Below are 22,565 nucleotides of genomic sequence, written 5' to 3' on the forward strand. Positions count from 1 at the left end.
CGCCAGTTACAAAAGCATGGCGAATTGAAAGTACAATGTTAATCTCCGGTTAACGGTTTCCCCGGCAAAACGTTGGGGAACACATGGCAGGCTTGGGAGGGCTCGCTTGGTAAACGTCGACACGGGGCGGTCTGACATGCTGGAGCTGCTCCGGCAGCGTCTTGGTGCGCGAGCGCATCTTCTGCTGGTCCTCAGCCTTGTCTTTCTGGCCACCGCGGTGATGGTGCCGAACCGTACCCTGTCGCTGGCGCTGGTGCTCTCGGGCCTGATCCTCGGTGCGGTGCTGATGGTGGTGCGCATGATACCTCTGCGGGCGCCGCTGCTCGAATACCGCGAGAGCACCTTTCTGAACGCCTTGCTGGAGGGGGATCCGACGCCGTCGCTGGTGTCGGATTCCGACGGCCGGCTGAGTTTCCGCAACGGGGCCGCCACCTCGCTGCTCGGGGCGGAGGAGCATGGCACCGCGCAGGCGGCCCTGGCCTCTCGCATCGGCAATGCGGCACCGCTGGTGCGTCGGCTGCTGGAGCGCACGCGGGCCGAGGGCTCTGCGCGCGAGGACGTTGTGACCCAGTCGGGCCATGCCCGGTTGAGCGTGCAGTCGCTGGACGGCGGGCACTTCCTGTGGCGGCTCGAGGAATTCGGTCGCGGCGAGAGCGGCGACGCGCTGGAAACCCGGTTGCCGGTGATTTCGGTGGGGCGGGGGCAGTCGATCCTCTACATGAACAAGGTCGCGCGCGACCTGGTGGGTGGGCGGCCGCAACGGCTCCAGGATCTGCTGACCGAGGTGCCGCAACAGCCCATGGGCCCCTGCGACCTGGTCAGCCTGCGCGGCCCGGATGGCCCGATCCCGCGCCACGCCGTCGAGGTGCTGCACAGCCCCGAGCGGCGGGAATACCTGTTGCTGCCGGCAATCGCGCCGGTCGAGACCCCGGCGCCGGCCCCGCGCCGCATCCAGCGCCTGGGCGACGGCGCGATCTGGGAGATGGTCGACGAGCTGCCGGTGCCGATCCTGCGGCTGGCGGTCGATGGCACGATCGAGCTGGCCAATGCCCCGGCGCGTCACCTGATGGACATCTCCGAGGCCCCCGGCATCCCGCTGTCGGACCTGATGGAGGGGCTGGGCCGGTCTGTGACCGAGTGGCTGGCCGAGGCCGCGGCCGACGGCGCCGAGGCCAAGACCCATTCCGAGTTCCTGCGCCTTTCGCGGTCCGAGCGCGAGGTCTTCGTGCAGGTGGCGATCAAGGCTGTGTCGATCGAGGGGCGCGTCGGGCTGATGGCCGTGCTGAGCGATGCCACCGAGCTTAAGACCCTCGAGGCACAGTTCGTGCAGAGCCAGAAGATGCAGGCCATCGGCCAGCTTGCCGGCGGTGTGGCCCATGATTTCAACAACCTGCTGACCGCGATCTCGGGCCATTGCGACCTGCTGCTGCTGCGCCACGACCAGGGCGATCCGGATTACGGTGACCTCATCCAGATCAACCAGAACGCCAATCGGGCGGCCTCTCTGGTGGGACAGCTGCTGGCCTTCTCGCGCAAGCAGACGCTGCGGCCGGAAACGCTCGATCTGCGCACCACGCTGTCGGATCTGACCCATCTGCTGAACCGGCTGGTGGGGGAAAAGGTCAAGCTGACGCTCAGCCACGATCTGGTCCTGCCGCAGATCCGCGCCGACAAGCGGCAGCTGGAACAGGTGCTGATGAACCTGGTCGTGAATGCCCGCGACGCCATGCCCGAAGGCGGAGAGATCCGCATCGTCACCGAGATGCTGCATCTGGCCGAGGAGATGCACCGCGACCGCGCCACCGTCGCCCCGGGCGACTATGTGCAGGTCACGGTCAGCGACACCGGCATGGGTATTCCCCAGGACAAGCTGCCCAAGGTCTTCGAGCCCTTCTTCACCACCAAGCGGGTGGGCGAGGGCACCGGGCTCGGCCTGTCCACCGCCTATGGCATCATCAAGCAGTCGGGCGGCTTCATCTTCGTCGACAGCACGCCGGGCGAGGGGACGAACTTCTACCTGCTCTTCCCGGCCCAGGCCGAGAGCCTGGCGGCGCCCATGGCGATCACGCCGCCGGAACAGGTCACCACCGAGAGCCGGGGCGACGGTGTCGTGCTGCTGGTCGAGGACGAGGCCCCGGTGCGGGCCTTTGCCTCGCGGGCGCTGCGCCTGCGCGGCTACACGGTGCTAGAGGCCGAGAGCGCCGAACAGGCGCTGGAGACCCTCGACAGCGCCCGCAGCCCGATCGACATCTTCGTGACCGACGTGATCATGCCGGGCATGGATGGCCCGACCTGGGTCCGCAAGGCGCTGGAGAAACGGCCCGGTACCAAGGTGGTCTTCGTTTCCGGCTATGCCGAGGACAGCTTCGGCGAGAAGAGCACCCACATCCCGAATTCGGTCTTCCTGCCCAAGCCCTTCTCGCTGGCCGAACTGACCGAAACCGTGCGCCGGCAGCTTGCCGGCGAGTGAACGGGGACCGTGCGGTCAGGGGATCGCGGCGTAGAGCTCGAAATCCGCCGCGTGCCTGCGCCGCAGCTTGCCCTCGGTTTCCGGCGACAGCTCGAGCGGCATCTCCGGCGAGACGTTCTCGCGCGCCGTGGTGAGCGTTGTCTCCAGCCGTTCCTCGAGGAACGCAGTCAGTAGCTGTGGCGTCTCGTAGCGGAAAAGCCGCGTCACTGCCGTGCCGTTGCCGGCAGGCTCGAGGAATTTCGACTGGCTGCCGACATTGGCGAATCCCGGCGGCTGGCCCTTGCAATAGGCCTCGACGAAGGTGTCGAAACTGATCCCCTCGGTGCTGTTGGGCTTGCCGCTCAGGAAGGGGCGGCGGCGGAAACGGTACCAGCTCCCGAGCCAGGACACCGGCTCGCGCATCACCGCGATCACCTCCAGATCTTCCGAGACGAATTTCTCGAGCATCGGGCGGAAGAAGCGGTTGTAGCGGAAAACCGGCGCATGTTTCAGCTCCGGCGGGTCGGAAACCACCATGGAGGCAAGGGGCGCGAGCGCTGTTTCATAGGCGGTGGAGCCCGTCTTGGGCACCGACAGGAAGACCAGGCGCGCCTTGGCAAAGACCAGCATTCAGCCTCCCATGCTGCGGATCCCGAGGGTTAATCTCTTGTAAACTACTCTTTAACCGAACGGGGTCAAAGTCGCTTTACGAAGAAATGAGTTGAAATGTTCTCCTTTTGGTCTCATACATGTGGGAACAAGAGGCGAACATCGGCAGTGATTGCCGCACCCTTCATGGTGTGAAATAAGGATGCATAGAATGGCAACGGCAGATCTTCTTTCCATGGACAGCAAAAAAGACCCCAACAAGCAGAAGGCCCTCGACAGCGCCCTGGCGCAGATCGAACGTCAGTTCGGCAAGGGCTCGATCATGAAGCTGGGGGGCAAGGACGCCATCCAGGAAATCGAGGCGACCTCGACCGGCTCCCTGGGCCTCGACATCGCCCTCGGCATCGGCGGCCTGCCCAAGGGCCGCATCGTCGAGATCTACGGCCCCGAGAGCTCGGGCAAGACCACGCTCACGCTGCACTGCGTGGCCGAGGAACAGAAAAAGGGCGGCGTCTGCGCCTTCGTCGACGCCGAACATGCGCTGGACCCGGGCTATGCGCGCAAGCTGGGCGTGGACCTGGACGAGCTGCTGATCTCGCAGCCCGACACCGGTGAACAGGCGCTCGAAATCACCGATACGCTGGTGCGGTCCGGCGCGGTTTCCATGGTCATCGTCGACTCGGTCGCGGCGCTCACGCCGAAATCCGAGCTCGAGGGCGACATGGGCGACAGCTCGGTGGGCGTGCATGCCCGCCTGATGTCCCAGGCCATGCGCAAGCTGACCGGTTCGATCAGCCGCACCAAGTGCACGGTGATCTTCATCAACCAGATCCGCATGAAGATCGGCGTGATGTTCGGCTCGCCCGAAACCACCACCGGCGGCAACGCGCTGAAATTCTACAGTTCCGTGCGCCTCGACATCCGCCGCATCGGCGCGATCAAGGACCGCGACGAGGTCGTCGGCAACTCGACCCGCGTCAAGGTCGTCAAGAACAAGGTCGCACCGCCCTTCAAGCAGGTCGAATTCGACATCATGTACGGCGAAGGCATCTCCAAGACCGGCGAGCTGATCGACATGGGCGTCAAGGCCGGCGTGGTCGAGAAATCCGGCTCGTGGTATTCCTACGGCGATGAGCGCATCGGGCAGGGACGCGAGAACGCCAAGACCTTCCTGAAGGAAAACCCCGACATCTCCTTCGAGATCGAGGACAAGATCCGCGCTGCACACGGGCTGGATTTCGGCGCCGAATACAGCGAAGATGACGGCGACGTCATGGAGAGCTGAGCGCTCCGTCACGGTATCTCCCGCCGGTGTCCCCTCGGTCCCGGCGAGACGATCAGGGCAGGGGCGGTCTTCGGGCCGCCTCTTCTCGTTTGCCAGAGGGGCCATGGCGGTGGCGCCCGTCATCTGGCCGGAAATATCCCGGGGGAATCGGCCCCCGGCCGATGGGGGCAGAGCCCCCGCCGCCCCGGCCGCGGCCCCGGTTTCAGCTATTCTCTTCCAAGGGCCCCGCGGGTGGTAGACACTCCCCGCGGCCCCCGCTAAATCACGGGGACGCTTCGGCAACGAAAAAAGGCCGCCACGATGCAGACGCTGAACGATATCCGCACCACCTTCCTGGAGTATTTCCGACGCCAGGGTCACGAAGTTGTGCCGTCGAGCCCCCTGGTTCCGCGCAACGACCCGACCCTGATGTTCGCGAACTCCGGCATGGTCCAGTTCAAGAACCTTTTCACCGGTGTCGAACACCGCGATTACACCCGGGCGACCTCGGCGCAGAAATGCGTCCGCGCGGGCGGCAAGCACAACGACCTCGACAACGTGGGCTATACCAACCGGCACCACACCTTCTTCGAGATGCTGGGCAACTTCTCCTTCGGCGACTACTTCAAGTCCGAGGCGATCCCCTTCGCCTGGGAACTGATCACGAAAGAGCTCGAGATCCCCAAGGACAAGCTGCTGGTCACGGTCTATCACACCGATGACGAGGCCGCCGAGATCTGGAAGAAGGTCGCCGGCTTCTCCGACGACCGGATCATCCGCATCCCCACCTCCGACAACTTCTGGCAGATGGGCCCGACCGGCCCCTGCGGCCCCTGCACCGAGATCTTCTTCGATCACGGCGAGAAGTTCTGGGGCGGCCCTCCGGGATCGCCCGAGGAAGACGGGGATCGGTTCATCGAGATCTGGAACGTCGTCTTCATGCAGAACGAACAGTTCGAGGACGGCTCGATGCGGGCGCTCGACATGCAGTCGATCGACACCGGCATGGGCATCGAACGGGTCGCGGCGCTGCTGCAGGGCACCAACGACAACTATGCCACCGACCTGATGCGTGCGCTGATCGAGGCCTCGGCTCATGCCACCAGCTCCGATCCCGACGGCCCCGGCCGCACCCATCACCGGGTGATCGCCGACCACCTGCGCTCGACCTCCTTCCTGATCGCCGATGGCGTCATGCCTTCGAACGACGGTCGCGGCTACGTGCTGCGCCGGATCATGCGCCGCGCCATGCGCCACGCCCACCTGCTGGGCGCGCAGGATCCGCTGATGTACCGCCTGGTGCCGGAACTGGTGCGCCAGATGGGCGAGGCCTATCCCGAGCTGCGCCAGGCGCAGCCGCTGATCGAGGAAACCCTCAAGCTGGAGGAAACCCGTTTCCGTCAGACCCTCGACCGTGGCCTGAAGCTGCTTGACGACGAGCTGGTCAACCTGCCCGAAGACGCCGCCCTGCCGGGCGAAGCGGCCTTCAAGCTCTACGACACCTACGGCTTCCCCCTCGACCTCACGCAGGACGCGCTGCGCGAGAAGGGCCGCGCGGTCGACACCGACGGCTTCGATGCCGCCATGGCCGAGCAGAAGGCCAAGGCCCGCGCCGCCTGGTCCGGTTCGGGCGAGGCCGCCGATGCCACGATCTGGTACGACCTGGCCGACAAGCACGGCACCACCGAGTTCCTCGGCTATGACACCGAGACCGCCGAGGGCCAGATCCTTGCCGTGGTCAAGGATGGCGCCACCGCCACCGAGGCCGGCAAGGGCGAGAGCGTCACCCTGGTGCTGAACCAGACGCCCTTCTACGGCGAGAGCGGCGGCCAGGTGGGGGACACCGGCGAGATCCGCACCGAGAGCGGCAAGGTGACCGTAACCGATACCAAGAAGGTGGCGGGCGTCTTCCTGCACATGGGCGAAGTCACCGAAGGCACGGTCAAGCCGGGCGAGGCGGCGATCCTCGAGGTTGACCATGAGCGTCGCTCGATGATCCGCGCCAACCACTCGGCCACGCACCTGCTGCACGAGGCCCTGCGCGAGGCGCTCGGCGATCACGTGGCTCAGCGCGGCTCGCTCAACGCGCCCGACCGCCTGCGCTTCGACTTCTCGCATTCCCATGCGATGACGCCCGAAGAGCTTGCCCGCGTCGAACGCGAGGTCAACGCCTTCATCCGTCAGAACACGCCGGTCGAGACCCGCATCATGACCCCCGACGACGCCCGCGCCCTCGGCGCCCAGGCGCTCTTCGGCGAGAAATACGGCGACGAGGTCCGCGTGGTCTCCATGGGCCGCGCCGACACCGGCAAGGGCCAGGACGGCAAGACCTGGTCGCTTGAACTCTGTGGCGGTACCCATGTGTCGCGCACCGGCGACATCGGTGCCTTTGCCCTGACCTCCGAGAGTGCATCCTCCTCCGGCGTCCGCCGTATCGAGGCGCTCACCGGTCAGGCGGCGCTGTCGGAACTGCGCAGCCGCGACATGCGTCTCAGCGAGATCGAGAGCCTGCTCAAGGCCCATGGCAGCGAGGCCGTGGACCGGGTGAAGAGCCTGATGGAGGATCGCAAGCGCCTGGAGAACGAGGTCGCCCAGCTCAAGCGCGAGATCGCCATGGGCGGCGGTGACGGGGCAGGGCCCGCGGTGGAAGCCGTCAATGGCCTGCCCTTCCTGGGCCAGGCGCTGCAAGGCGTTTCCGGCAAGGACCTGCGTGCGCTGATCGATGCCCACAAGCAGAAGCTCGGTTCCGGCGTCATCCTGCTGATCGCCGAGGATGAGGGCAAGGTGGCCGTGGCTGCCGGTGTCACCGACGACCTGACCGGCAAGGTTTCGGCCGTCGACGTGCTGCGCGCGGCCGTTCCGGCCGTGGGCGGCAAAGGCGGCGGTGGCCGCCCCGACATGGCCCAGGGCGGCGGCAAGGATTTTGCCGGTGCCGAGGCCGCCATCGCGGCCGCCAAAACGTTCATCGAAGGATAAGCAGAATGCCCAAGGGATACTGGATCGCCCACGTCGCCGTGACCGACGAGGAGGCCTATGGCCGCTACGCCAAGCTTGCCGGCCCCGCCATCGCCAAGTACGAGGGCCGCTTCCTGGCCCGCGGCGGCCGCTACGTCTGGCTCGAAGGCAATGAACGCGCCCGCAACGTGCTCGCGGTCTTCCCCAGCCTGGAACAGGCCGAAGCCTGCTATCGCGGTCCGGAATACCAGGAGGCCCTCAGCCATGCCCGCGGCGCCTCCGAGCGGGACCTGATGATCGTCGAAGGCGACGAATAGGTCGCGGTTGCGCTATGGCGTTCGGGCGTCTCTTGCCCGGGCAGCAAAGACATGCTCCTCTTGCCGGATGGTTTCCGGCAAGAGGTTTTTTATGTTCCCGTCCTTGTCCCCTTTTCTCATGCCCGTCGTGAGGCCCGTCGCGATGCCCGTCATGAGGCCTGTCGCGATGCTCGCTGCTCTCGTCGCACTCACGGCCTGCACCGCGCCCGCGCCGCCGGTTCTGCCGCTGACCGGCGCCCAGATCGCGGCCACCATCCCGGGCCATGCCTGGCAGACTCATCAGAAGCACGACGGCCGCCTGATCGTCCAGCGCTACAGCCCCGGCACGGATCACGGCACCTTCGTGGGCGTCTATGGCAGCGAAGCGAACCGCGGCACCTGGCGGATCGAGGGGGATCAATGGTGCGAGACCTGGACCGGCGGCGGCGGATGCTGGGGGGTTCTGGCCGTCAGCGACAGCCAGCTCCAGCTGGTCGAGGACGGCTTGCCGCTCCCCGATCCCTTCCTGCTGGTCGACTGACCGCCAAAGGAACTGCCCCGAGCGCACCCCCCCGAACATGAAAGAGCCGCGGCGCCCGTTCCGGTGCGCCGCGGCTCTCTTCATCTGGCCGGAAATATCCCCGCCGGAGGCATGGCGCCCCTCGGGGCGCCATTTCCTCATGCGCTGCGGGCGTTCCGCTTGCGCTCGTGCGGGTCGAGGAAGCGCTTGCGCAGACGGACCGAGTTCGGCGTCACTTCGACCAGCTCGTCGTCGTTGATATAGGCAATGGCCTCTTCCAGCGACAGAGTGATCGGCGTGGTCAGGCGGACCGCGTCATCGGTGCCCGAGGCCCGCACGTTGGTCAGCTGCTTGCCCTTCAGCGGGTTTACTTCCAGGTCGTTCTCGCGCGAATGCTCGCCGATGATCATGCCCTGGTACACCGGCGCCTGCGCCCCGATGAAGAACCGGCCACGGTCTTCCAGCTTCCACAGGGCATAGGCCACCGCGGTGCCGTCATCCATCGAGATCAGCACGCCTGCACGACGGCCGGGGATCGGACCCTTGTAGGGGGCCCAGCTGTGGAACACGCGGTTCAGAACGCCGGTGCCGCGGGTATCGGTCAGGAATTCACCGTGATACCCGATCAGGCCGCGCGACGGGACATGCGCGATGATGCGGGTCTTGCCTGCACCGGCCTGTTTCATCTCGGTCAGGTCACCCTTGCGGGCCCCGGTGATCTTCTCGATGACCGCGCCGGAGTATTCGTCATCCACGTCGATGGTGACTTCCTCGATCGGCTCCAGCTTCTCGCCGTTCTCGCCTTCCTTCAGGATCACCTGCGGACGCGAGATCGACAGTTCGAAGCCCTCGCGGCGCATGTTCTCGATCAGGACGCCCATCTGCAGTTCGCCACGGCCGGAAACCTCGAAGGCCTCGCCGCCGGGGGTGTCCTGGATCTTGATGGCGACGTTGGATTCGGCCTCTTTCATCAGGCGCTCGCGGATGACGCGCGACTGGACCTTCTTGCCTTCACGACCAGCCAGGGGGCTGTCGTTGATGCCGAAGGTCACGGTGATGGTCGGCGGATCGATCGGCTGTGCGTCGAGCGGCTCGGTCACGGCGAGGGCACAGATGGTGTCGGCCACCGTGGTCTTGGTCATGCCGGCGATCGACACGATGTCACCCGCCTGGGCTTCCTCGATGTCCTGCTGGCCAAGGCCGCGGAACGCCTGGATCTTGGTGACGCGGAACTGCTCGATCTTCTGGCCGATGCGGCTCAGGGATTGCACGGTTGCACCCACCTTGAGACGGCCGCTTTCGACGCGGCCGGTCAGGATGCGGCCCACGAAGGGGTCGGCACCGAGGGTCACGGCCAGCATCCGGAAATCGTCGTCGATCTTGGTGACCTGCTTGGGCTTCGGCACGTGGTTCACGATCAGGTTGAACAGCGCCGAGAGGTCCTTGCGCGGGCCGTCGAGCTCGGCGTCACACCAGCCGTTGCGGCCCGAGGCGTACATGTGCGGGAAGTCGAGCTGATCGTCATCCGCGCCCAGCGAGGCGAAGAGGTCGAAGCATTCGTCCAGCGCCCGGTCGGGCTCGGCGTCGGGCTTGTCGACCTTGTTCAGCACCACGATCGGACGCAGGCCCAGGGCCAGGGCCTTGGAGGTCACGAACTTGGTTTGCGGCATCGGGCCTTCGGCCGCGTCCACCAGCAGGACAACGCCGTCGACCATCGACAGGATGCGTTCGACCTCGCCGCCAAAGTCGGCGTGGCCGGGGGTGTCGACGATGTTGATCCGCGTGCCCTTCCATTCGACGCTGGTCGCCTTGGCGAGAATGGTGATCCCGCGCTCGCGTTCCAGGTCGTTGGAATCCATGGCGCGCTCGGCAACGGCCTGGTTGGCGCGGAAGGCACCGGATTGTTTCAGCAGCTCGTCAACAAGCGTGGTCTTGCCGTGGTCCACGTGAGCGATGATGGCGATATTGCGCAGGTCCATAGGACTTCCCTTGATAGCTTGCGCCCGCGCCTATACCGGCTGGACGGGAAAAGCCAGACAAAAGAGCCTTTCAGGCGATCACACGGCCCAGGGGGGCCGTCCAACGGCTATGAAGCCAGCTATGACCGCCGGTTTCCACGTGTGCGCCGGCGCCAAGCTTGAACCGCGCAAGCCCCGGCGCCTCGCGGGTTTCGACGCAGCCGAGGTCGAGCCGCGCGATGCCGCGCGCGGCCAGCCAGCCCGTGGCCCGCCACAGCAGCAGCGTATGGGCGTTCAGCCGGCGGCCGGTCTCGCCGCTCCAGCCGATATGATAGCTGGCGCCGGGGGCATGCAGCATGAACAGCATCGCGGCCAGCGGTGGCCCATCATCCTGCGTGGCGACGAACAGCCGCGTCTCGGGCCAGGCCAGGGCAAAGGCCGGGGGCAGGGCGCGATAACCGCGCAGGCGGCGCTGCTCCGCCTCGCGCAGCAACAGCCAGTGGCCGGGATCGGCGGGCAGGGGGCCATGGCGCACCGTCAGTCCCGCCTGTTCCGCCCTGTTCAGACGGTTGCGCCATTTCTGGTGCAGGGCCGCCCGGCGGGCGGGCTCCGGCGGCGTCAGGTCCAGCACGGCGCGCGACTGCGGGGTCATCACCGGGATCGCCCCGCTGCCTGACAGTTCCATGTCCATCGCCGCATGGGGGGCGCCGATCAGGGTCAGCCCGGGCAGGGCGGCAAGGTCGGGCAGATGCAGTGGCGCCGGCAGCCAGGTTACCGCCAGGGGGCCGATCCGCCGGTGCACCGCTATGCCGCAGGGCAGCCGTTCCGCCTCGGCGCCGATATGGCGCAGGGCGCGCAGGTAATGGGGGTGCCGGTGCATCCGGCCGTCCCTGGGCGGCGGAAAGCTCTCTGTCATGCCACCGTTAAGACAATCAAAACCTCAAATCAGGTTAATGGCCGCGATGAAACGCACAGCCCGCAGATCCCGCCGCCTGGTGGCCGGCGTCGAAACGCAAAAGAGCCGCCCGACATGGCAGGCGGCCCTTCTGGTGTTTCTCGTGCTGGCAGGGCCCGTCTGGGTGATCCTGACCCTGATCGATCTCGTGGTTTAGAACGGGATCTCGTCGTCGATGTCGCGGCTCGGGGCACCGCCACCGCTGCTGCTGCCACCGCCGCCATAGCTGCCGCCACGGTCGTCATAGCCACCGCGGTCGTCATAGCCGCCGCCACCGCCACCGCCGAAGCTGCCGCCACCATAGCCGCCGCCACCGCCCTGGCCGCCGCCTTCACCGCGACCGTCGAGCATGGTCAGCTCGGACCGGAACGGCCGCAGCACGACCTCGGTCGAATAGCGGTCCTGGCCCGACTGGTCCTGCCACTTGCGGGTTTCCAGCTGGCCCTCGATGTAGACCTTGGAGCCCTTGCGCAGGTATTGCTCGGCCACGCGCACTAGGGGCTCGCTGAAGATCGCCACGGAATGCCATTCCGTGCGCTCCTTGCGTTCGCCGCTGTTGCGATCCTTCCAGGTTTCCGAGGTGGCGATGCGCAGGTTGCACACCTTTCCGCCATTCTGGAACGACCGCACTTCCGGGTCACGGCCCAGGTTGCCGATCAGAATGACCTTGTTGACGGATCCGGCCATGTCGCATCTCCCCTAAAAATTCAGCCCCTGTCCCGGGGCGCTCTAATCCGTATCTTTCTGCCGCACCCGGGAGTTCGGGGCGCTTGGCCCGAATCCGGCGCGGCGCGTCCGGCCCTTACACCAGAGCGGGCCACAAAGGGGAAGACCCCACGCCGTGGCGCCGTCACTGCCCAGTTTAAAGCCTCTCCTTGGGTTCCCTGGCAATCAAAAATGGGCGATGTCCTGCCTGCGGGGCCCCTTGGGGGGTGCAATTTTCCGCCACCCGTGCTTAGGATCGTGGCGATACGGGACAGCAGACAGTGAAAACAGGGACGGACGAATGGGAATGCAGGCAAAACTGCGTCTTCTGATTGGTGCGGGCTGCGTGGCGCTTGCCGCACCGGTAACGGCTTCGGCCGATGTACTGGCATCGAAATCTCGGCTGGCGCAATTCCGGCAACAGACGAGCGTTCTGGATAACCGCGCCTCCAAGCAATATGCCGCCTCGGTCCGGCTGACCCCGCGCGCCATCCAGACCCCCACCAAGTGGGACAGCGTCTACAATGGCAAGTACAACGGCCCTTATCTCGACATGGCCCGCTCTGCCGCGCTGCGCAACGGCATCCCACAGGGGCTGTTCCTGCGCCTGGTGCAGCAGGAGAGCGGCTGGAACAGCAACGCGCTCTCGCACAAGGGGGCGATCGGTCTGGCCCAGCTCATGCCCGAGACCGCGCGGCTGCTGCGCGTCGACCCCAAGGATCCCTACGAGAACCTCGATGGCGGCGCACGCTATCTCGCCATGCAATATGCCGCCTTCGGGTCCTGGGAACTGGCGCTGGCGGCCTATAACGCCGGCCCGGAAGCGGTGCAGCGCTATGGCGGCGTGCCGCCCTATGAAGAGACCCGCAACTACGTCAAGGTCATCTACGGCAACGGCTGAGCCCAGCCAGACGCTCGGCCGGAACCACCCCGAGAGATCCGAGGCGTGCCCGTTCCGGGCGCGCCTTTTCCATTTTCATCAACGTCTTGAGGGGCGAAAGTCGCGTGGAATTTTCACGCGTATCCCATGGCCTGCATGTCTTCCTGCGTGACGGATGCCATCGCCGGCCGCCCGATGCAGCGGTCGATCCAGGCGCTGATTGCCGGGCTGGCGGGGCGGCTGTCGGGGGCCCAGGTAAAGGCCGAAGACACCAGGATATCCACCGCGGTGAACCTGTCTCCCATCAGGTAGTCGCCAGTTGCCAGCGCCTGTTCCAGCCTGTCCAGTGCCTCTTCCATGCCACGAAAGCTCCGCCTCAGCGAGGGATCCTCGATGCCCGCGACGCTCAGCGCCACCACCGGCTCGAGCACGTTGCCATACCAGGCCAGCCAGGTCAGGTAGCTGCCGCGCGCCGGATCTCCCACGACGGGGCCCATGCCCGCCTCGGGGAAAAGATCCGTGAGGTAGAGCATGATCGCATTGCTCTCCGTCACCAGGGCGCCGTCGTGCAGCAGCACCGGCACCTTGCCCTCGGGGTGCGGGTTCGCGGCATCGCGGCCGCCACTGCCATCCCGGCGCGGAATATCGCATCGCTGCACCGTGACCCGGTCCTCGATCCCCATTTCGCGAAGCAGCTGGACCATGCGCGTGGAGCGCGACAGCGGCGCGTGGAACAGGGTCAGCACGGCAGGTCTCCTTCAGTGTCGCCTCGACACTGCGCCAATCCCCGTCCCTCGGCAATCATTGCGTGACAGGGCCACCATGTACCGGCAACTGCCCGCTGACGTGGCGAAAGGCCACCGGGATCTGCAATCACGCGCATTGATTTTGCAAGGCGTTCTTGCATGGTTAACGAATTACGAGCGAGGAAACATATTCATGCGTGGCAGTGTGCTCGGCTTTGATGCCGAAACCGGTGAAGGCGTCATCAGCGGCGATGACGGCAACCGATATTCCTTTTCCGCCCTGACCGTCCAGAGCGGCGCCGACAGGATCCGTGCCGGCTCCTATGTTGATTTCGAAACCGACGGCGGCCGGGCCATCTCGATCTTCCAGATCGCCTCGCCGCAGGGCCAGGTGGGCGAGAAATCCAAGCTTGTCGCCGGGCTGCTCGCCATTTTCCTGGGCACCTTCGGCATTCACAAGTTCTACCTCGGCCGCACCAATGCGGGCCTGGTGATGCTGGCCTGCACCCTGCTGGGCTGGATCCTGCTCTTCATTCCCACCTTCATCATCGGCATCGTCGCCTTCGTCGAGGGCATCATCTACCTGGTCAAGAGCGACGCGGATTTCTACGACCAGTACGAGGTGGGCAGGAAGAGCTGGTTCTGACCGGCTGCCGCCGGGCCGCTCTCGCGCGCCGTGGCCGGCTCCTGCCGGCGTTTCGCGGGCGGGCGACCTTGCCTGCTATTGCGCCGTGACCCGGATCACCGGCACCATCTCGGCCAGGGCCTCGGCGCCCAGGTGGCACTTCACCTGGTGGTCGCCGCCCAGGTCGCGGATCGGCGGCACCTCGCGCTCGCAGAGGTCGCCGGGCACCCGGGATTTCCAGCGACAGCGGGTCTGGAACGGGCAGCCGGGCGGCGGGTTGACGGCCGAGGGGATGTCGCCCTCCAGCACCACGCGGGTCTTCTCGACGGATGTATCAGCAATCGGCACCGCGCTCAGCAGCGCCTCGGTATAGGGGTGATAGGGCGGCGCAAAGACCTGGTCCGTGGTGCCCAGTTCCACCACGTGGCCCAGGTACATCACCATCACCCTGTCGCTCAGATAGCGCACGATCGACAGGTCGTGGCTGATGAACAGCAGGGTGGTCTTTTCCTCGCGCTGGATCTCCATCAGCAGGTCTGTCACCGCCGCCTGCACGCTGACGTCGAGCGCGCTCACCGGCTCGTCCGCCACCACGATGCGCGCGCCGCCGGCAAAGGCCCGGGCGATGCCCACCCGCTGCTTCTGCCCGCCGGAGAGCTGCCGCGGCATCCGCTCGGCAAACTCCCGCGGCAGCTTCACCAGGTCGAGCAGCGTCAGCATCCGCGCGCGCCGCTCCGCCTCGTTGGCTCCCACCTTGAAGACCTCCAGCGCCCGCGTGATCTGCCGGCCCACGGTCATCGACGGGTTCAGCGTGTCGAAGGGGTTCTGGAACACCATCTGTACATCGGCCACGGTGCGCGCGTCGCGCTTCTCGATGGGCAGGTCCTGGATCTCGCGGCCGTCCAGGAAGATCCGGCCCTCGGTCGCGGTTTCCAGCCCCATCAGCACCTTGGCGAATGTCGACTTGCCACAACCGCTCTCGCCCACGATGGCGAGCGTCTCGCTCTCGTGCGCCTCGAAGCTCAGGGTCTCGTTGGCCTTCACCACCTTCTTCTCGCCGCCGTTAAGCAGGGCCGAGGCCGCGACCTCGTAGTATTTCTTCAGGTTTTCCATCTTCAGGACCGTACGGCCCACGGGGGGCTTCTCGCGCTCGGCCTCCACCGGCATCGGCGCGTTCCAGTCGATCTCCCCGAAACGCAGGCAGCGCGTGGCATGGCGGTCATCGCCCGCGACCCGCGTCATGGGAATGTCCGCGGCATCACAGCGGCCCGCCACGAAATAGTCGCAGCGCGGGCCAAAGTTGCAGCCCGGCGGGCGCTCATGGGGCAGGGGGAAGTTGCCGGGGATCGCCTTCAGCGGCCGGGTGGTCTTGTCGGCGCCGGGCAGCGGGATCGAGCGGAACAGCGCCTGGGTATAGGGGTGCCGCATCTGGTCGAACACGTCCTCGATCGAGCCATGCTCCACCGCCTCGCCGGAATACATCACGCAGATCCGGTCGCAGGTCTCCAGCACCAGCCCGAGGTTGTGGCTGATGAAGAGCATCGAGGTGCCGTATTTCCGCCCGAGGTCCTTCACCAGCTCGACGATGGCGGCCTCCACCGTCACGTCCAGCGCCGTGGTGGGCTCGTCCAGGATCAAAAGCGCCGGCTTCGACATCAGCGCCATGGCGATCACGATGCGCTGCTGCTGCCCGCCCGACAGCTGGTGCGGAAAGCTCCGCAGGATGCGCTCCGGGTCCGGCAGCTTGACGTCGGTCACCACCTGCAGCGCCCTCTGATGGGCCTCCTTCTCGCCGATTCCCTCGTGGATCATCGGCACTTCCATCAGCTGCTTGCCGATCCGCATGGCCGGGTTCAGGCTGGCCATCGGCTCCTGGTAGATCATGGCGATCTCGTTGCCGCGCAGGTGCCGCAGCTCGGCCGGGCTCATCTCGCTCAACTCGCGCCCGCGAAAGCGCACGCTGCCGCCCGTGATCCGCCCGTTCACGCCCAGGTCCTGCATCACGCCCAGCGCCACGGTGCTCTTGCCGCAGCCGCTCTCCCCGACAAGGCCCACCGCCTCGCCCGGCATCACCTTCACCGAAAAATCCATCACCGCCGGGATCTCCCGCAGCCGCGTGAAAAAGGAAATCGACAGGTTCTCGATCTCCAGGATGGGCCCGGCCGGTGTCGCCTCGGTCTCTGTCATCGCCTTCCCCATTTTCCTGTTCCAAATATCCCGGGGGGGGGACCGGGGGCTGGCCCCCGGTCCCGCCGGTCGGTTCGTCAGTCCTTCAGGCTCTCCTCGCGCAGCCCGTCGGCCAGCAGGTTCAGCCCCAGCACAAGGCTCAGCAGCGCCACCGCCGGCACGATGGCCGCATGGGGATAGATCGACAGCAGCTTGCGTCCCTGGTTGATCGTCGTCCCCCAGTCCGGGCTCTCAGGCGGCAGGCCCAGCCCGAAAAAGCCAAGCGTTCCCAGAAGGATGGTCGTGTATCCGATGCGCAGGCAGAAATCGACGATCAGCGGCCCGCGGGCATTGGGCAGGATCTCCCAGAGCATTATGTACCAGGGGCCCTCGCCACGGGTCTGGGCGGCGGCCACGTAGTCACGCGTCTTGATGTCCAGCGTCAGCCCCCGCACGATGCGAAAGACCGTGGGCGCATTGACGAAGACCACGCTGACGAAGACCACCAGGATCCCGCCCGGCACGTCGAAGAGATCGAGCGGCGCCGGCAGGAAGCGCAGCACCGTGCCGGGATCCGAGATCAGCGACAGATAGAGCCACCCCGCCACCACCAGCAGCACGATCAACATCACGTTCCGCCGTGCCCCCTGGGTGTGATAGCGGGCGTTGATCAGCACCGCGACGAACAGGATCGGCAGCAGGAAGAGCACCGCCGCCATGAAGCTCGGGATGCCCGTCTGCACCATCTCCGGCGTCACCAGAAGGTAGAAGAGCAGGATCACCGGGAAGGCCAGGATCAGGTTGGCCAGAAAGCTCAGCACCGCATCGAGCTTGCCGCCGAAATAGCCCGCCGGCAGGCCCAGGGTGATCCCCACCATGAAGGCAAAGAGCGTCGCCAGCGGCGCGATGCGGATCACCACCCAGGCACCCGCCACCATGCGGCTGAAGACGTCGCGCGCCAGCGTGTCGCCGCCCAGCAGGTACCATTCGTAATCGCCCGGCTCGGGCGCGCGCAGCGGCGTGCCCGGCGCCTTGTTCTTCATGCCGGTCAGCGCCGTCAGCGGGTCCTGCGTCATGATCATGTCGAAGAGCCCGGCAAAGAGCGCCGTGTAGATCCAGAACATCACCAGGCCAAAGCCGATCATGCCGATCGTGTTGTCGAACAGCTTGCCGTAGAGGCCCAGCCGGCGCTTGTAGGTGATTGAAACGGCAAATGTCGCGATCAGGGCGATCCAGACCGGGGTGAACCGGATCGCCACGTGCCAGATGATGCCTCCCCAGGAGAGTGCCGAGAGCGGTTCCATATTCTGCCCTCCTCAGGAAATGCGAATGCGCGGGTTCAGGTAGACATAGCCGATGTCGGAGATCAGCTGTGTCACCAGCACCACGAAGACCGAGACGATGGAAATGCCCAGCAGCAGGTCAACGTCGTTGTTGCCCGCCGCCTGCACCAGCGCCCAGCCCAGGCCCTTGTAGTTGAACAGGGTCTCGACGATCACCACCCCGTTCAGCAGCCAGGGAAACTGCAGCATGATCACCGTGAAGGGGGCGATCAGCGCATTTCGCAGGGCGTGTTTCAGCACCACGTTGTGAAAGCTCACGCCCTTCAGCCGCGCGGTACGGATGTATTGCGCCGTCATCACCTCGGCCATCGAGGCCCGCGTCATCCGCGCCACGTATCCCATACCGTAGAGAGAGATCGTCAGCACCGGCAGGAAGAAGTTCTCGAAGGTCGCGTTCTCCATGGCGCCCGTCGCCGTGCCCTTGAACCATTTCAGCCCCACCGCCGAGCTGGCAAAGACCGCGATCAGGATCACGCCCGAGACATATTCGGGCGTCGCCGTCGTGGCGATGGAAAAGGTCGACAGGATCCGGTCGAGCTTGCTGCCCTCGCGCATCCCCGCCAGCACCCCGATGATCAGCGCCGAGGGCACCATCAGCAGGATCACCCAGAACATCAGCTTGCCCGTCAGTGTCAGGCGCACCTTGATGATCTCGCTCACCGGCTCGCGGAACACTCGGCTCTCGCCCCAGTAGCCCTCGAGGATGCCGCAATAGGCGGGGATCTCCGCCTCGGGCGGCAGGTCGGCGCCTGCCGCCGCGGCCTCCTGCCTGGCCGCCAGGACACAGCGCCCCGTCACCACGCCGTCGCGCTCGAAGGTCCAGCCGGGCACCACGCCAAGCCATTCGCCATAGCGCGCGATGAGCGGCCGCTCAAAGCCGTTGTTGGCCAGCCAGCGCGCAACCTCCTCGTCGGACATGCGGGCATTTCCCTCGAACTTGGCGATCTTTTCCAGGTTCGGCGGCAGGTTGGTCAGGTAGAAGACGATGAAACTCAGGCAGAGCGCCGTCAGGATCATCATCCCCGTCCGTCTCAGGAGCAGTATCAGCATGGGGTGTCCCGGTCAGTGGCTGTCGGTGGCTCCGGCGGGCGCGGGCGCCTGCCTGTGCGGCCTCGGGCGGAAGAGGCGGGCAGGGCGCCAATCCGCCCCCCGTCCGCCTCCGGGGTCACCGGATCAGCTGTCGATCCACCACTTGTAGTGATGCAGCTCGAAGGTCGGGTGCATCTCGGCCCCCATCACCTCGGGCTTCATGTGACGGAAGATCGAGCGCCAGTAGGGCTGCACCATCACCGCTTCGTCGAGCATGATCTGCTCCAGCTTGGCCATGACCTCGCGGCGCTTGTCGGCATCGGCGATGGCCAGCGCCTCGTCGAGCAGGGCGTCGAACTCAGGGTTCGCCATGGCGCTCTCGTTCCAGGCCGCGCCGGACTTGTAGGCCAGGGCCAGTACCTGCACGCCCAGCGGCCGCATGTTCCATTCCGTCGCCGACCAGGGATAGGCCAGCCAGTCGTTCCAGAAGGTCGAGCCGGGCAGGATCGAGCGCTTGATGTTGATGCCCGCGTCGCGCACCTGGGCCGCCACCGCGTCGCAGGTCTCGCTCTGCCACTGGTCGTCGATCGAGATCAGCTCGAACTCGGTATCGGCATGGCCGGCCTCGGTCAGCAGCTGCCTGGCCATCTCCGGATCGGTCGGAATGCCGGGGATCTCGGCGTACTCCGGGTGGATCGGGCAGACGTGGTGGTTTTCGGCCACCGTGCCATAACCGGCATAGCCCAGCTCAAGGATCACGTTGTTGTCCACCGCCATCACCAGGGCGCGGCGCACGTCGGGATTGTCATACGGCGCGTTGGTCTGGTTGAAGCGCACGGTCAGCGTCGCCGCCGTCACGGCCTCGGATTCCTTCCAGTCCATCGCGGTCAGCACCTCGATGAACTCGCCCGTGGATTGATAGGTCATGTCGATCTCGTCGGCATCGGCCGCGGCAACCCAGCTCGCCATGTCGGTGCCGAAGTCGATGAACTCGATCCGGTCCAGATAGGCGCCTTCGCCCCACCATTCATGCTCGGTGTTCTTCACCAGCACCTGTTTCACGCCCACCTCGTTGGTCTCGGGCAGGTAGGGGCCGGTGCCCACCGGGTTCACCGACGGATCGCCGCCGTCATAGCTCTGGTGCACGATGGCCGCCGGATAATCGGCAAAGCTGGTGACCACGGTGATGTCGGGCGCGGCACAGCTCAGCTTGACGGTGTGATCGTCCACCACGGTAATCGCGCCTTCGCGGGCCACGCCGGTATCCGCGTCGATCAGCGTGCCCAGGCGCGAGGCCATCGAGTTGCCCTCGACATTGCTCTCGCACCAGCGTGCAATGTTGAAGGCGACGTCCTCGGCGGTAAAGGGATCGCCGTTGGTCCAGGTCACGCCGGGGCGCACGTGCAGCATGTACTCGGTGGCGTCGTCATTGACGTCCCAGCTCTCCAGCAGCATCGGCTTGAAGGTCCCATCCCGCTGATATTCCACCAGGTATTCCAGCCAGCCGCGGCTGAAGTTCGACATCTGCGACCAGTCGTAGTTGCGCGGATCCTTCAGCGCCTTGGTCTCCATCTGCATGCGCAGCGTGCCACCGGCCTTGGGGGTCTCCTGGGCCATGGCCGGGCGCTCCAGCCCGCCCAGGGCATAGGCCGCACCGGTCGCCACCCCCAGCGCCGAGGCGCGGGTCAGGAATTCGCGGCGGCTCAGCTTGCCGGCCTGGAACTCCTGCGCATACATCCGCGCCGCGGGATGAACCCGGCCCTGCGCTGTGGTGTCTTTCGTCATGCTCTTCTCCCTGTGACATGGTTCCCGTCGGGGAAGCGGCGCCCTGTCCGGTTGCTCCGGGTCTGTCCGGCGCGCGCCTTGCGGTGTCCCCCGTCAATCTTGCGCCCCGGCCGGCATGGCCGCGGCAGTGTCGCTTCGCAGACATCTCCGCACGGAAGGCGGAAAGGCGTCAATTCGCGGCGTCGTCATTTCATGGTCGAAAAACGACATGCATCTATTTCAAAAGCGACATTGCGCCCGTGACAAGTCAAAAACGTCGCCCGAGGGGCGGCGTCCTGTCAGCGTGGTCCTTTCGGGGCGGTTGTGCAACCTTCGCGCGTATGGTCCGGGGGAGGAGCCTTCAGTGAACCCGGCTTTCGCCGCGAACCAAGGCCTAAATATGCCGGCGCAACGCCGAGGGGGTGTGACCGGTGTGTTTCTGGATGAACCTGGTGAAATATGCGGCGCTGGAGAAGCCGAGCGCGTCCGAGATGGCGCCGATCGGCGCGCTGCCGTCCTGCAGCTGCACCCGCGCCTCGTGCAGGCAGCGCCCGGTCAGCAGGTCCGCCGCGGTCTGTCCCGAAGTCTGGCGCAGGACGCGCGTCAGATGCGTCGGGCTGACCTCCAGCCGGGCGGCGAAGTCGGCCATGCTCAGCCCCGAGCGGAATTCCTGTTCCATCAGCTCGCAATAGGCCCGCGCCAGCCGCTCCTGGCTCTTTTCGGCGGGCAGGGCGGCCGGCCCCTCCGCCAGCTGCCGCCTCAGCCAGACCGAGAGCAGCCCGGCGCTGGCCTCCATGGCCTCGTCGTGGAACGGCCGCCGCACTGCCTGTTCGCGCTGGATCGTCTCGATCAGACCCATCAGCTCGGTTCCCTCGGCCGCCCCCTGCAGCCGCATGTGCACCGGCGTCGCCGGCAGGCTCACCCGCACATCCGCGGGGATCAGCACCGCCTGGCCATAGCTCTGCCGCGTCAGCTCCAGCATCATCTGCGTGCCCGCCGGCACAAAGACCACCGACTGCGCGCTCAGCCCGCGGCGTCGGCCCGCCACCACGGCCAGCCCCTGGCCGCGCGTCAGCACCAGCACCAGGTGCCGGGGGCGGGTGTGGGGCAGGCTGATCCGCCAGCCTTCGTTCGGCGCAAGCTGTGCCAGCGTCATGCTGCGCACGCGCGAGATTTCCTGGTCCGTCATGCGCCCCCCTCAAGTAACGGTTGCTCTCAACGGTTGCCCGTCGGCCCGTGGTTCAGGCCGGCCGCGTCCGGTTGAGGCCTTTCAATCAGGGGTTGAAAGGCGATCTGTCCGCAAATGTCAAAATTGCAGGCAGCTTTTGCATAAAAATAGAACGGGATTGTCCGGATATGTAAAGTCAAACACCGGAATGAGCCGGCCGGTTCGGGGCTCTAGGCGGCGGAAAGCTGCCTCCAGCCCGTCATTCGGGCACGAAACCAGGTGCGCTGGCGCTTTGCGTACTGCCGTGTCGCCACGATCGCGGCCTCCCGCGCCTCCTCCAGGCCGAGCGTACCCTGCAGGTGCGCGATCAGCTCCGGCGCTCCGATGGCCCGCGACGAGGGCAGCGCCGGATCCCAGCCGGGCAGGTTCGCGGCGGCTTCCTCCAGCGCCCCCTCCGCCAGCATCATGTCGAAGCGCCGCTCGATCCGCGGCGTCAGCCACTCCTTCGGGGCCTCGATCACCAGCGCCTCGACCGCGTCCAGCGGCAGCAGTGGCGGCGGCGTGTCGTCCTGCCAGGCGGCGATGCCGCGCCCGGTGGCCTGCAGCACCTCCCAGGCCCGCTGTACCCGCGCCGGGTTCTGCAGGTCGATGCGCGCGGCGCTTTCCGGGTCGAGCGCGGCCACCATCGCCGGCAGCTCGCCCGCCGCCCGCAGCCGGTCGCCGGCGGCGCGCACCTCCGGCGGCACCGCCGGAATCTCTGCCAGGCCCTCGGTCAGCGCCCGAAAATAAAGCCCCGTGCCGCCGACGATGATCGGCCGTGCGCGGCCTTTCGCCAATATCTCTTCCACCTCGCGCAGCCAGTCACCGACGCTGTAGGCCGTTGTGCGCCCGACGTGGCCGAACAGCCTGTGGGGCAGGGCGGCCTCGTCCGCGACCGAGGGGCGGGCGCTGACGATGCGCCAGTTTTCATAGACTTGCAGGGCGTCCGCATTGACGATCACGCCGCCGTCGCGGGCCGCGATCTCCATGGCCAGCGCCGATTTCCCCGAGGCCGTCGGCCCCGCGATCAGCACCGGTCGTTCCGCCGAAAGGCCATCTGCCCACTTCATCTGCACATCGCCTTTTCCCGCCGG

19 protein-coding genes are annotated in these 22,565 nt (G+C 66.4%); 8 read left to right on the forward strand and 11 right to left on the reverse strand.

Annotation, left to right across the window (positions count from 1 at the left end; translation table 11 throughout):
• The first annotated feature begins 136 nt into the window (after window positions 1-136).
• The gene (locus AC0WR5_RS08430; RefSeq protein WP_475868951.1) at window positions 137-2,470 is read left to right on the forward strand and encodes a hybrid sensor histidine kinase/response regulator; all 2,334 of its coding nucleotides are present in this window, start codon (window positions 137-139) and stop codon (window positions 2,468-2,470) included.
• Between the two features lie 15 nt (window positions 2,471-2,485).
• Here the strand turns inward: AC0WR5_RS08430 and AC0WR5_RS08435 are convergent, their stop codons facing one another.
• A complete protein-coding gene (locus AC0WR5_RS08435; RefSeq protein ID WP_475868159.1) occupies window positions 2,486-3,079 on the reverse strand; it encodes a gamma-glutamyl kinase in 594 nt (197 codons plus the stop codon).
• Window positions 3,080-3,269: 190 nt separating this feature from the next.
• On the opposite strand from AC0WR5_RS08435, the gene recA reads away from it, so the two are divergent.
• From recA to AC0WR5_RS08455, 4 genes are all read left to right on the forward strand, one after another.
• Complete coding sequence (recA, locus tag AC0WR5_RS08440) at window positions 3,270-4,343, forward strand: recombinase RecA (protein WP_475868161.1); 1,074 nt, start codon at window positions 3,270-3,272, stop codon at window positions 4,341-4,343.
• 300 nt (window positions 4,344-4,643) lie between these two features.
• Complete coding sequence (alaS, locus tag AC0WR5_RS08445; protein ID WP_475868163.1) at window positions 4,644-7,298, forward strand: alanine--tRNA ligase; 2,655 nt, start codon at window positions 4,644-4,646, stop codon at window positions 7,296-7,298.
• Window positions 7,299-7,303: 5 nt separating this feature from the next.
• Window positions 7,304-7,594 carry a DUF1330 domain-containing protein gene (locus AC0WR5_RS08450; RefSeq protein ID WP_475868165.1) on the forward strand — a complete coding sequence of 97 codons (291 nt, stop codon included), beginning with the start codon at window positions 7,304-7,306 and terminating at the stop codon, window positions 7,592-7,594.
• A gap of 166 nt (window positions 7,595-7,760) precedes the next feature.
• Window positions 7,761-8,114, forward strand: coding sequence for a hypothetical protein (locus tag AC0WR5_RS08455; protein WP_475868167.1), 354 nt, complete (start codon window positions 7,761-7,763; stop codon window positions 8,112-8,114).
• Window positions 8,115-8,251: 137 nt separating this feature from the next.
• On the opposite strand, the gene typA is transcribed toward AC0WR5_RS08455, so the two are convergent.
• Together typA and AC0WR5_RS08465 are read right to left on the reverse strand one after the other, a co-directional pair.
• Window positions 8,252-10,072, reverse strand: coding sequence for a translational GTPase TypA (gene typA, locus AC0WR5_RS08460; protein ID WP_475868169.1), 1,821 nt, complete (start codon window positions 10,070-10,072; stop codon window positions 8,252-8,254).
• 70 nt (window positions 10,073-10,142) lie between these two features.
• Window positions 10,143-10,931: a GNAT family N-acetyltransferase gene (locus AC0WR5_RS08465; protein WP_475868171.1), complete on the reverse strand. Its 789-nt coding sequence runs from the start codon at window positions 10,929-10,931 to the stop codon at window positions 10,143-10,145.
• 82 nt (window positions 10,932-11,013) lie between these two features.
• Between AC0WR5_RS08465 and AC0WR5_RS08470 the strand changes: the two genes are divergently transcribed.
• Window positions 11,014-11,163 (forward strand): hypothetical protein, encoded by a 150-nt coding sequence (locus tag AC0WR5_RS08470; protein ID WP_475868172.1) that lies wholly within the window; start codon window positions 11,014-11,016, stop codon window positions 11,161-11,163.
• Here AC0WR5_RS08470 and ssb read toward each other — a convergent pair.
• The gene (gene ssb / locus AC0WR5_RS08475) at window positions 11,160-11,693 is read right to left on the reverse strand and encodes a single-stranded DNA-binding protein (RefSeq protein WP_475868174.1); all 534 of its coding nucleotides are present in this window, start codon (window positions 11,691-11,693) and stop codon (window positions 11,160-11,162) included. The two genes, AC0WR5_RS08470 and ssb, sit on opposite strands and share 4 nt — an antisense overlap.
• 325 nt (window positions 11,694-12,018) lie before the next feature.
• Here ssb and AC0WR5_RS08480 point away from each other — a divergent pair, with 325 nt between their 5' ends.
• Entirely contained in the window at window positions 12,019-12,612 is a 594-nt protein-coding gene (locus AC0WR5_RS08480; RefSeq protein WP_475868176.1) for a lytic transglycosylase domain-containing protein, read from the forward strand.
• Window positions 12,613-12,725: 113 nt separating this feature from the next.
• On the opposite strand, the gene AC0WR5_RS08485 is transcribed toward AC0WR5_RS08480, so the two are convergent.
• Complete coding sequence (locus AC0WR5_RS08485; protein ID WP_475868178.1) at window positions 12,726-13,337, reverse strand: glutathione S-transferase family protein; 612 nt, start codon at window positions 13,335-13,337, stop codon at window positions 12,726-12,728.
• A 193-nt stretch (window positions 13,338-13,530) separates the two neighbouring features.
• On the opposite strand from AC0WR5_RS08485, the gene AC0WR5_RS08490 reads away from it, so the two are divergent.
• Window positions 13,531-13,983: a TM2 domain-containing protein gene (locus tag AC0WR5_RS08490; protein ID WP_475868180.1), complete on the forward strand. Its 453-nt coding sequence runs from the start codon at window positions 13,531-13,533 to the stop codon at window positions 13,981-13,983.
• Between the two features lie 75 nt (window positions 13,984-14,058).
• Here AC0WR5_RS08490 and AC0WR5_RS08495 read toward each other — a convergent pair whose 3' ends face one another.
• The 6 genes from AC0WR5_RS08495 to miaA all read right to left on the reverse strand — a co-directional run bounded on the left by AC0WR5_RS08495 (window position 14,059) and on the right by miaA (window position 22,541).
• Window positions 14,059-16,149, reverse strand: a complete 2,091-nt coding sequence (locus AC0WR5_RS08495) for a dipeptide ABC transporter ATP-binding protein (protein WP_475868182.1) — start codon at window positions 16,147-16,149, stop codon at window positions 14,059-14,061.
• Between the two features lie 77 nt (window positions 16,150-16,226).
• On the reverse strand, window positions 16,227-17,432 hold the full coding sequence (locus AC0WR5_RS08500; RefSeq protein ID WP_475868184.1) for an ABC transporter permease: 1,206 nt from the start codon (window positions 17,430-17,432) through the stop codon (window positions 16,227-16,229).
• Between the two features lie 12 nt (window positions 17,433-17,444).
• The gene (locus AC0WR5_RS08505) at window positions 17,445-18,521 is read right to left on the reverse strand and encodes an ABC transporter permease (RefSeq protein ID WP_475868186.1); all 1,077 of its coding nucleotides are present in this window, start codon (window positions 18,519-18,521) and stop codon (window positions 17,445-17,447) included.
• 123 nt (window positions 18,522-18,644) lie between these two features.
• Window positions 18,645-20,285 carry an ABC transporter substrate-binding protein gene (locus tag AC0WR5_RS08510; RefSeq protein ID WP_475868188.1) on the reverse strand — a complete coding sequence of 547 codons (1,641 nt, stop codon included), beginning with the start codon at window positions 20,283-20,285 and terminating at the stop codon, window positions 18,645-18,647.
• Between the two features lie 373 nt (window positions 20,286-20,658).
• Window positions 20,659-21,453 (reverse strand): helix-turn-helix transcriptional regulator, encoded by a 795-nt coding sequence (locus AC0WR5_RS08515; RefSeq protein ID WP_475868190.1) that lies wholly within the window; start codon window positions 21,451-21,453, stop codon window positions 20,659-20,661.
• A gap of 209 nt (window positions 21,454-21,662) precedes the next feature.
• Window positions 21,663-22,541, reverse strand: a complete 879-nt coding sequence (miaA, locus tag AC0WR5_RS08520) for a tRNA (adenosine(37)-N6)-dimethylallyltransferase MiaA (RefSeq protein ID WP_475868192.1) — start codon at window positions 22,539-22,541, stop codon at window positions 21,663-21,665.
• Window positions 22,542-22,565 lie beyond the last annotated feature (24 nt).

The organism is Pseudooceanicola sp. DL12 (genome assembly GCF_056270665.1).

Coding starts and splice junctions, on each gene's coding strand:
- AC0WR5_RS08480 (WP_475868176.1), top strand. CDS start 12,019: ATGCAGGCAAAACTGCGTCTTCTGATTGGTGCGGGCTGCGTGGCGCTT.
- typA (WP_475868169.1), bottom strand. CDS start 10,072: ATGGACCTGCGCAATATCGCCATCATCGCTCACGTGGACCACGGCAAG.
- AC0WR5_RS08505 (WP_475868186.1), bottom strand. CDS start 18,521: ATGCTGATACTGCTCCTGAGACGGACGGGGATGATGATCCTGACGGCG.
- AC0WR5_RS08495 (WP_475868182.1), bottom strand. CDS start 16,149: ATGACAGAGACCGAGGCGACACCGGCCGGGCCCATCCTGGAGATCGAG.
- AC0WR5_RS08500 (WP_475868184.1), bottom strand. CDS start 17,432: ATGGAACCGCTCTCGGCACTCTCCTGGGGAGGCATCATCTGGCACGTG.
- AC0WR5_RS08510 (WP_475868188.1), bottom strand. CDS start 20,285: ATGACGAAAGACACCACAGCGCAGGGCCGGGTTCATCCCGCGGCGCGG.
- AC0WR5_RS08455 (WP_475868167.1), top strand. CDS start 7,761: ATGCTCGCTGCTCTCGTCGCACTCACGGCCTGCACCGCGCCCGCGCCG.
- ssb (WP_475868174.1), bottom strand. CDS start 11,693: ATGGCCGGATCCGTCAACAAGGTCATTCTGATCGGCAACCTGGGCCGT.
- AC0WR5_RS08515 (WP_475868190.1), bottom strand. CDS start 21,453: ATGACGGACCAGGAAATCTCGCGCGTGCGCAGCATGACGCTGGCACAG.
- AC0WR5_RS08490 (WP_475868180.1), top strand. CDS start 13,531: ATGCGTGGCAGTGTGCTCGGCTTTGATGCCGAAACCGGTGAAGGCGTC.
- miaA (WP_475868192.1), bottom strand. CDS start 22,541: ATGAAGTGGGCAGATGGCCTTTCGGCGGAACGACCGGTGCTGATCGCG.
- AC0WR5_RS08430 (WP_475868951.1), top strand. CDS start 137: ATGCTGGAGCTGCTCCGGCAGCGTCTTGGTGCGCGAGCGCATCTTCTG.
- AC0WR5_RS08470 (WP_475868172.1), top strand. CDS start 11,014: ATGAAACGCACAGCCCGCAGATCCCGCCGCCTGGTGGCCGGCGTCGAA.
- alaS (WP_475868163.1), top strand. CDS start 4,644: ATGCAGACGCTGAACGATATCCGCACCACCTTCCTGGAGTATTTCCGA.
- recA (WP_475868161.1), top strand. CDS start 3,270: ATGGCAACGGCAGATCTTCTTTCCATGGACAGCAAAAAAGACCCCAAC.
- AC0WR5_RS08465 (WP_475868171.1), bottom strand. CDS start 10,931: ATGCACCGGCACCCCCATTACCTGCGCGCCCTGCGCCATATCGGCGCC.
- AC0WR5_RS08450 (WP_475868165.1), top strand. CDS start 7,304: ATGCCCAAGGGATACTGGATCGCCCACGTCGCCGTGACCGACGAGGAG.
- AC0WR5_RS08435 (WP_475868159.1), bottom strand. CDS start 3,079: ATGCTGGTCTTTGCCAAGGCGCGCCTGGTCTTCCTGTCGGTGCCCAAG.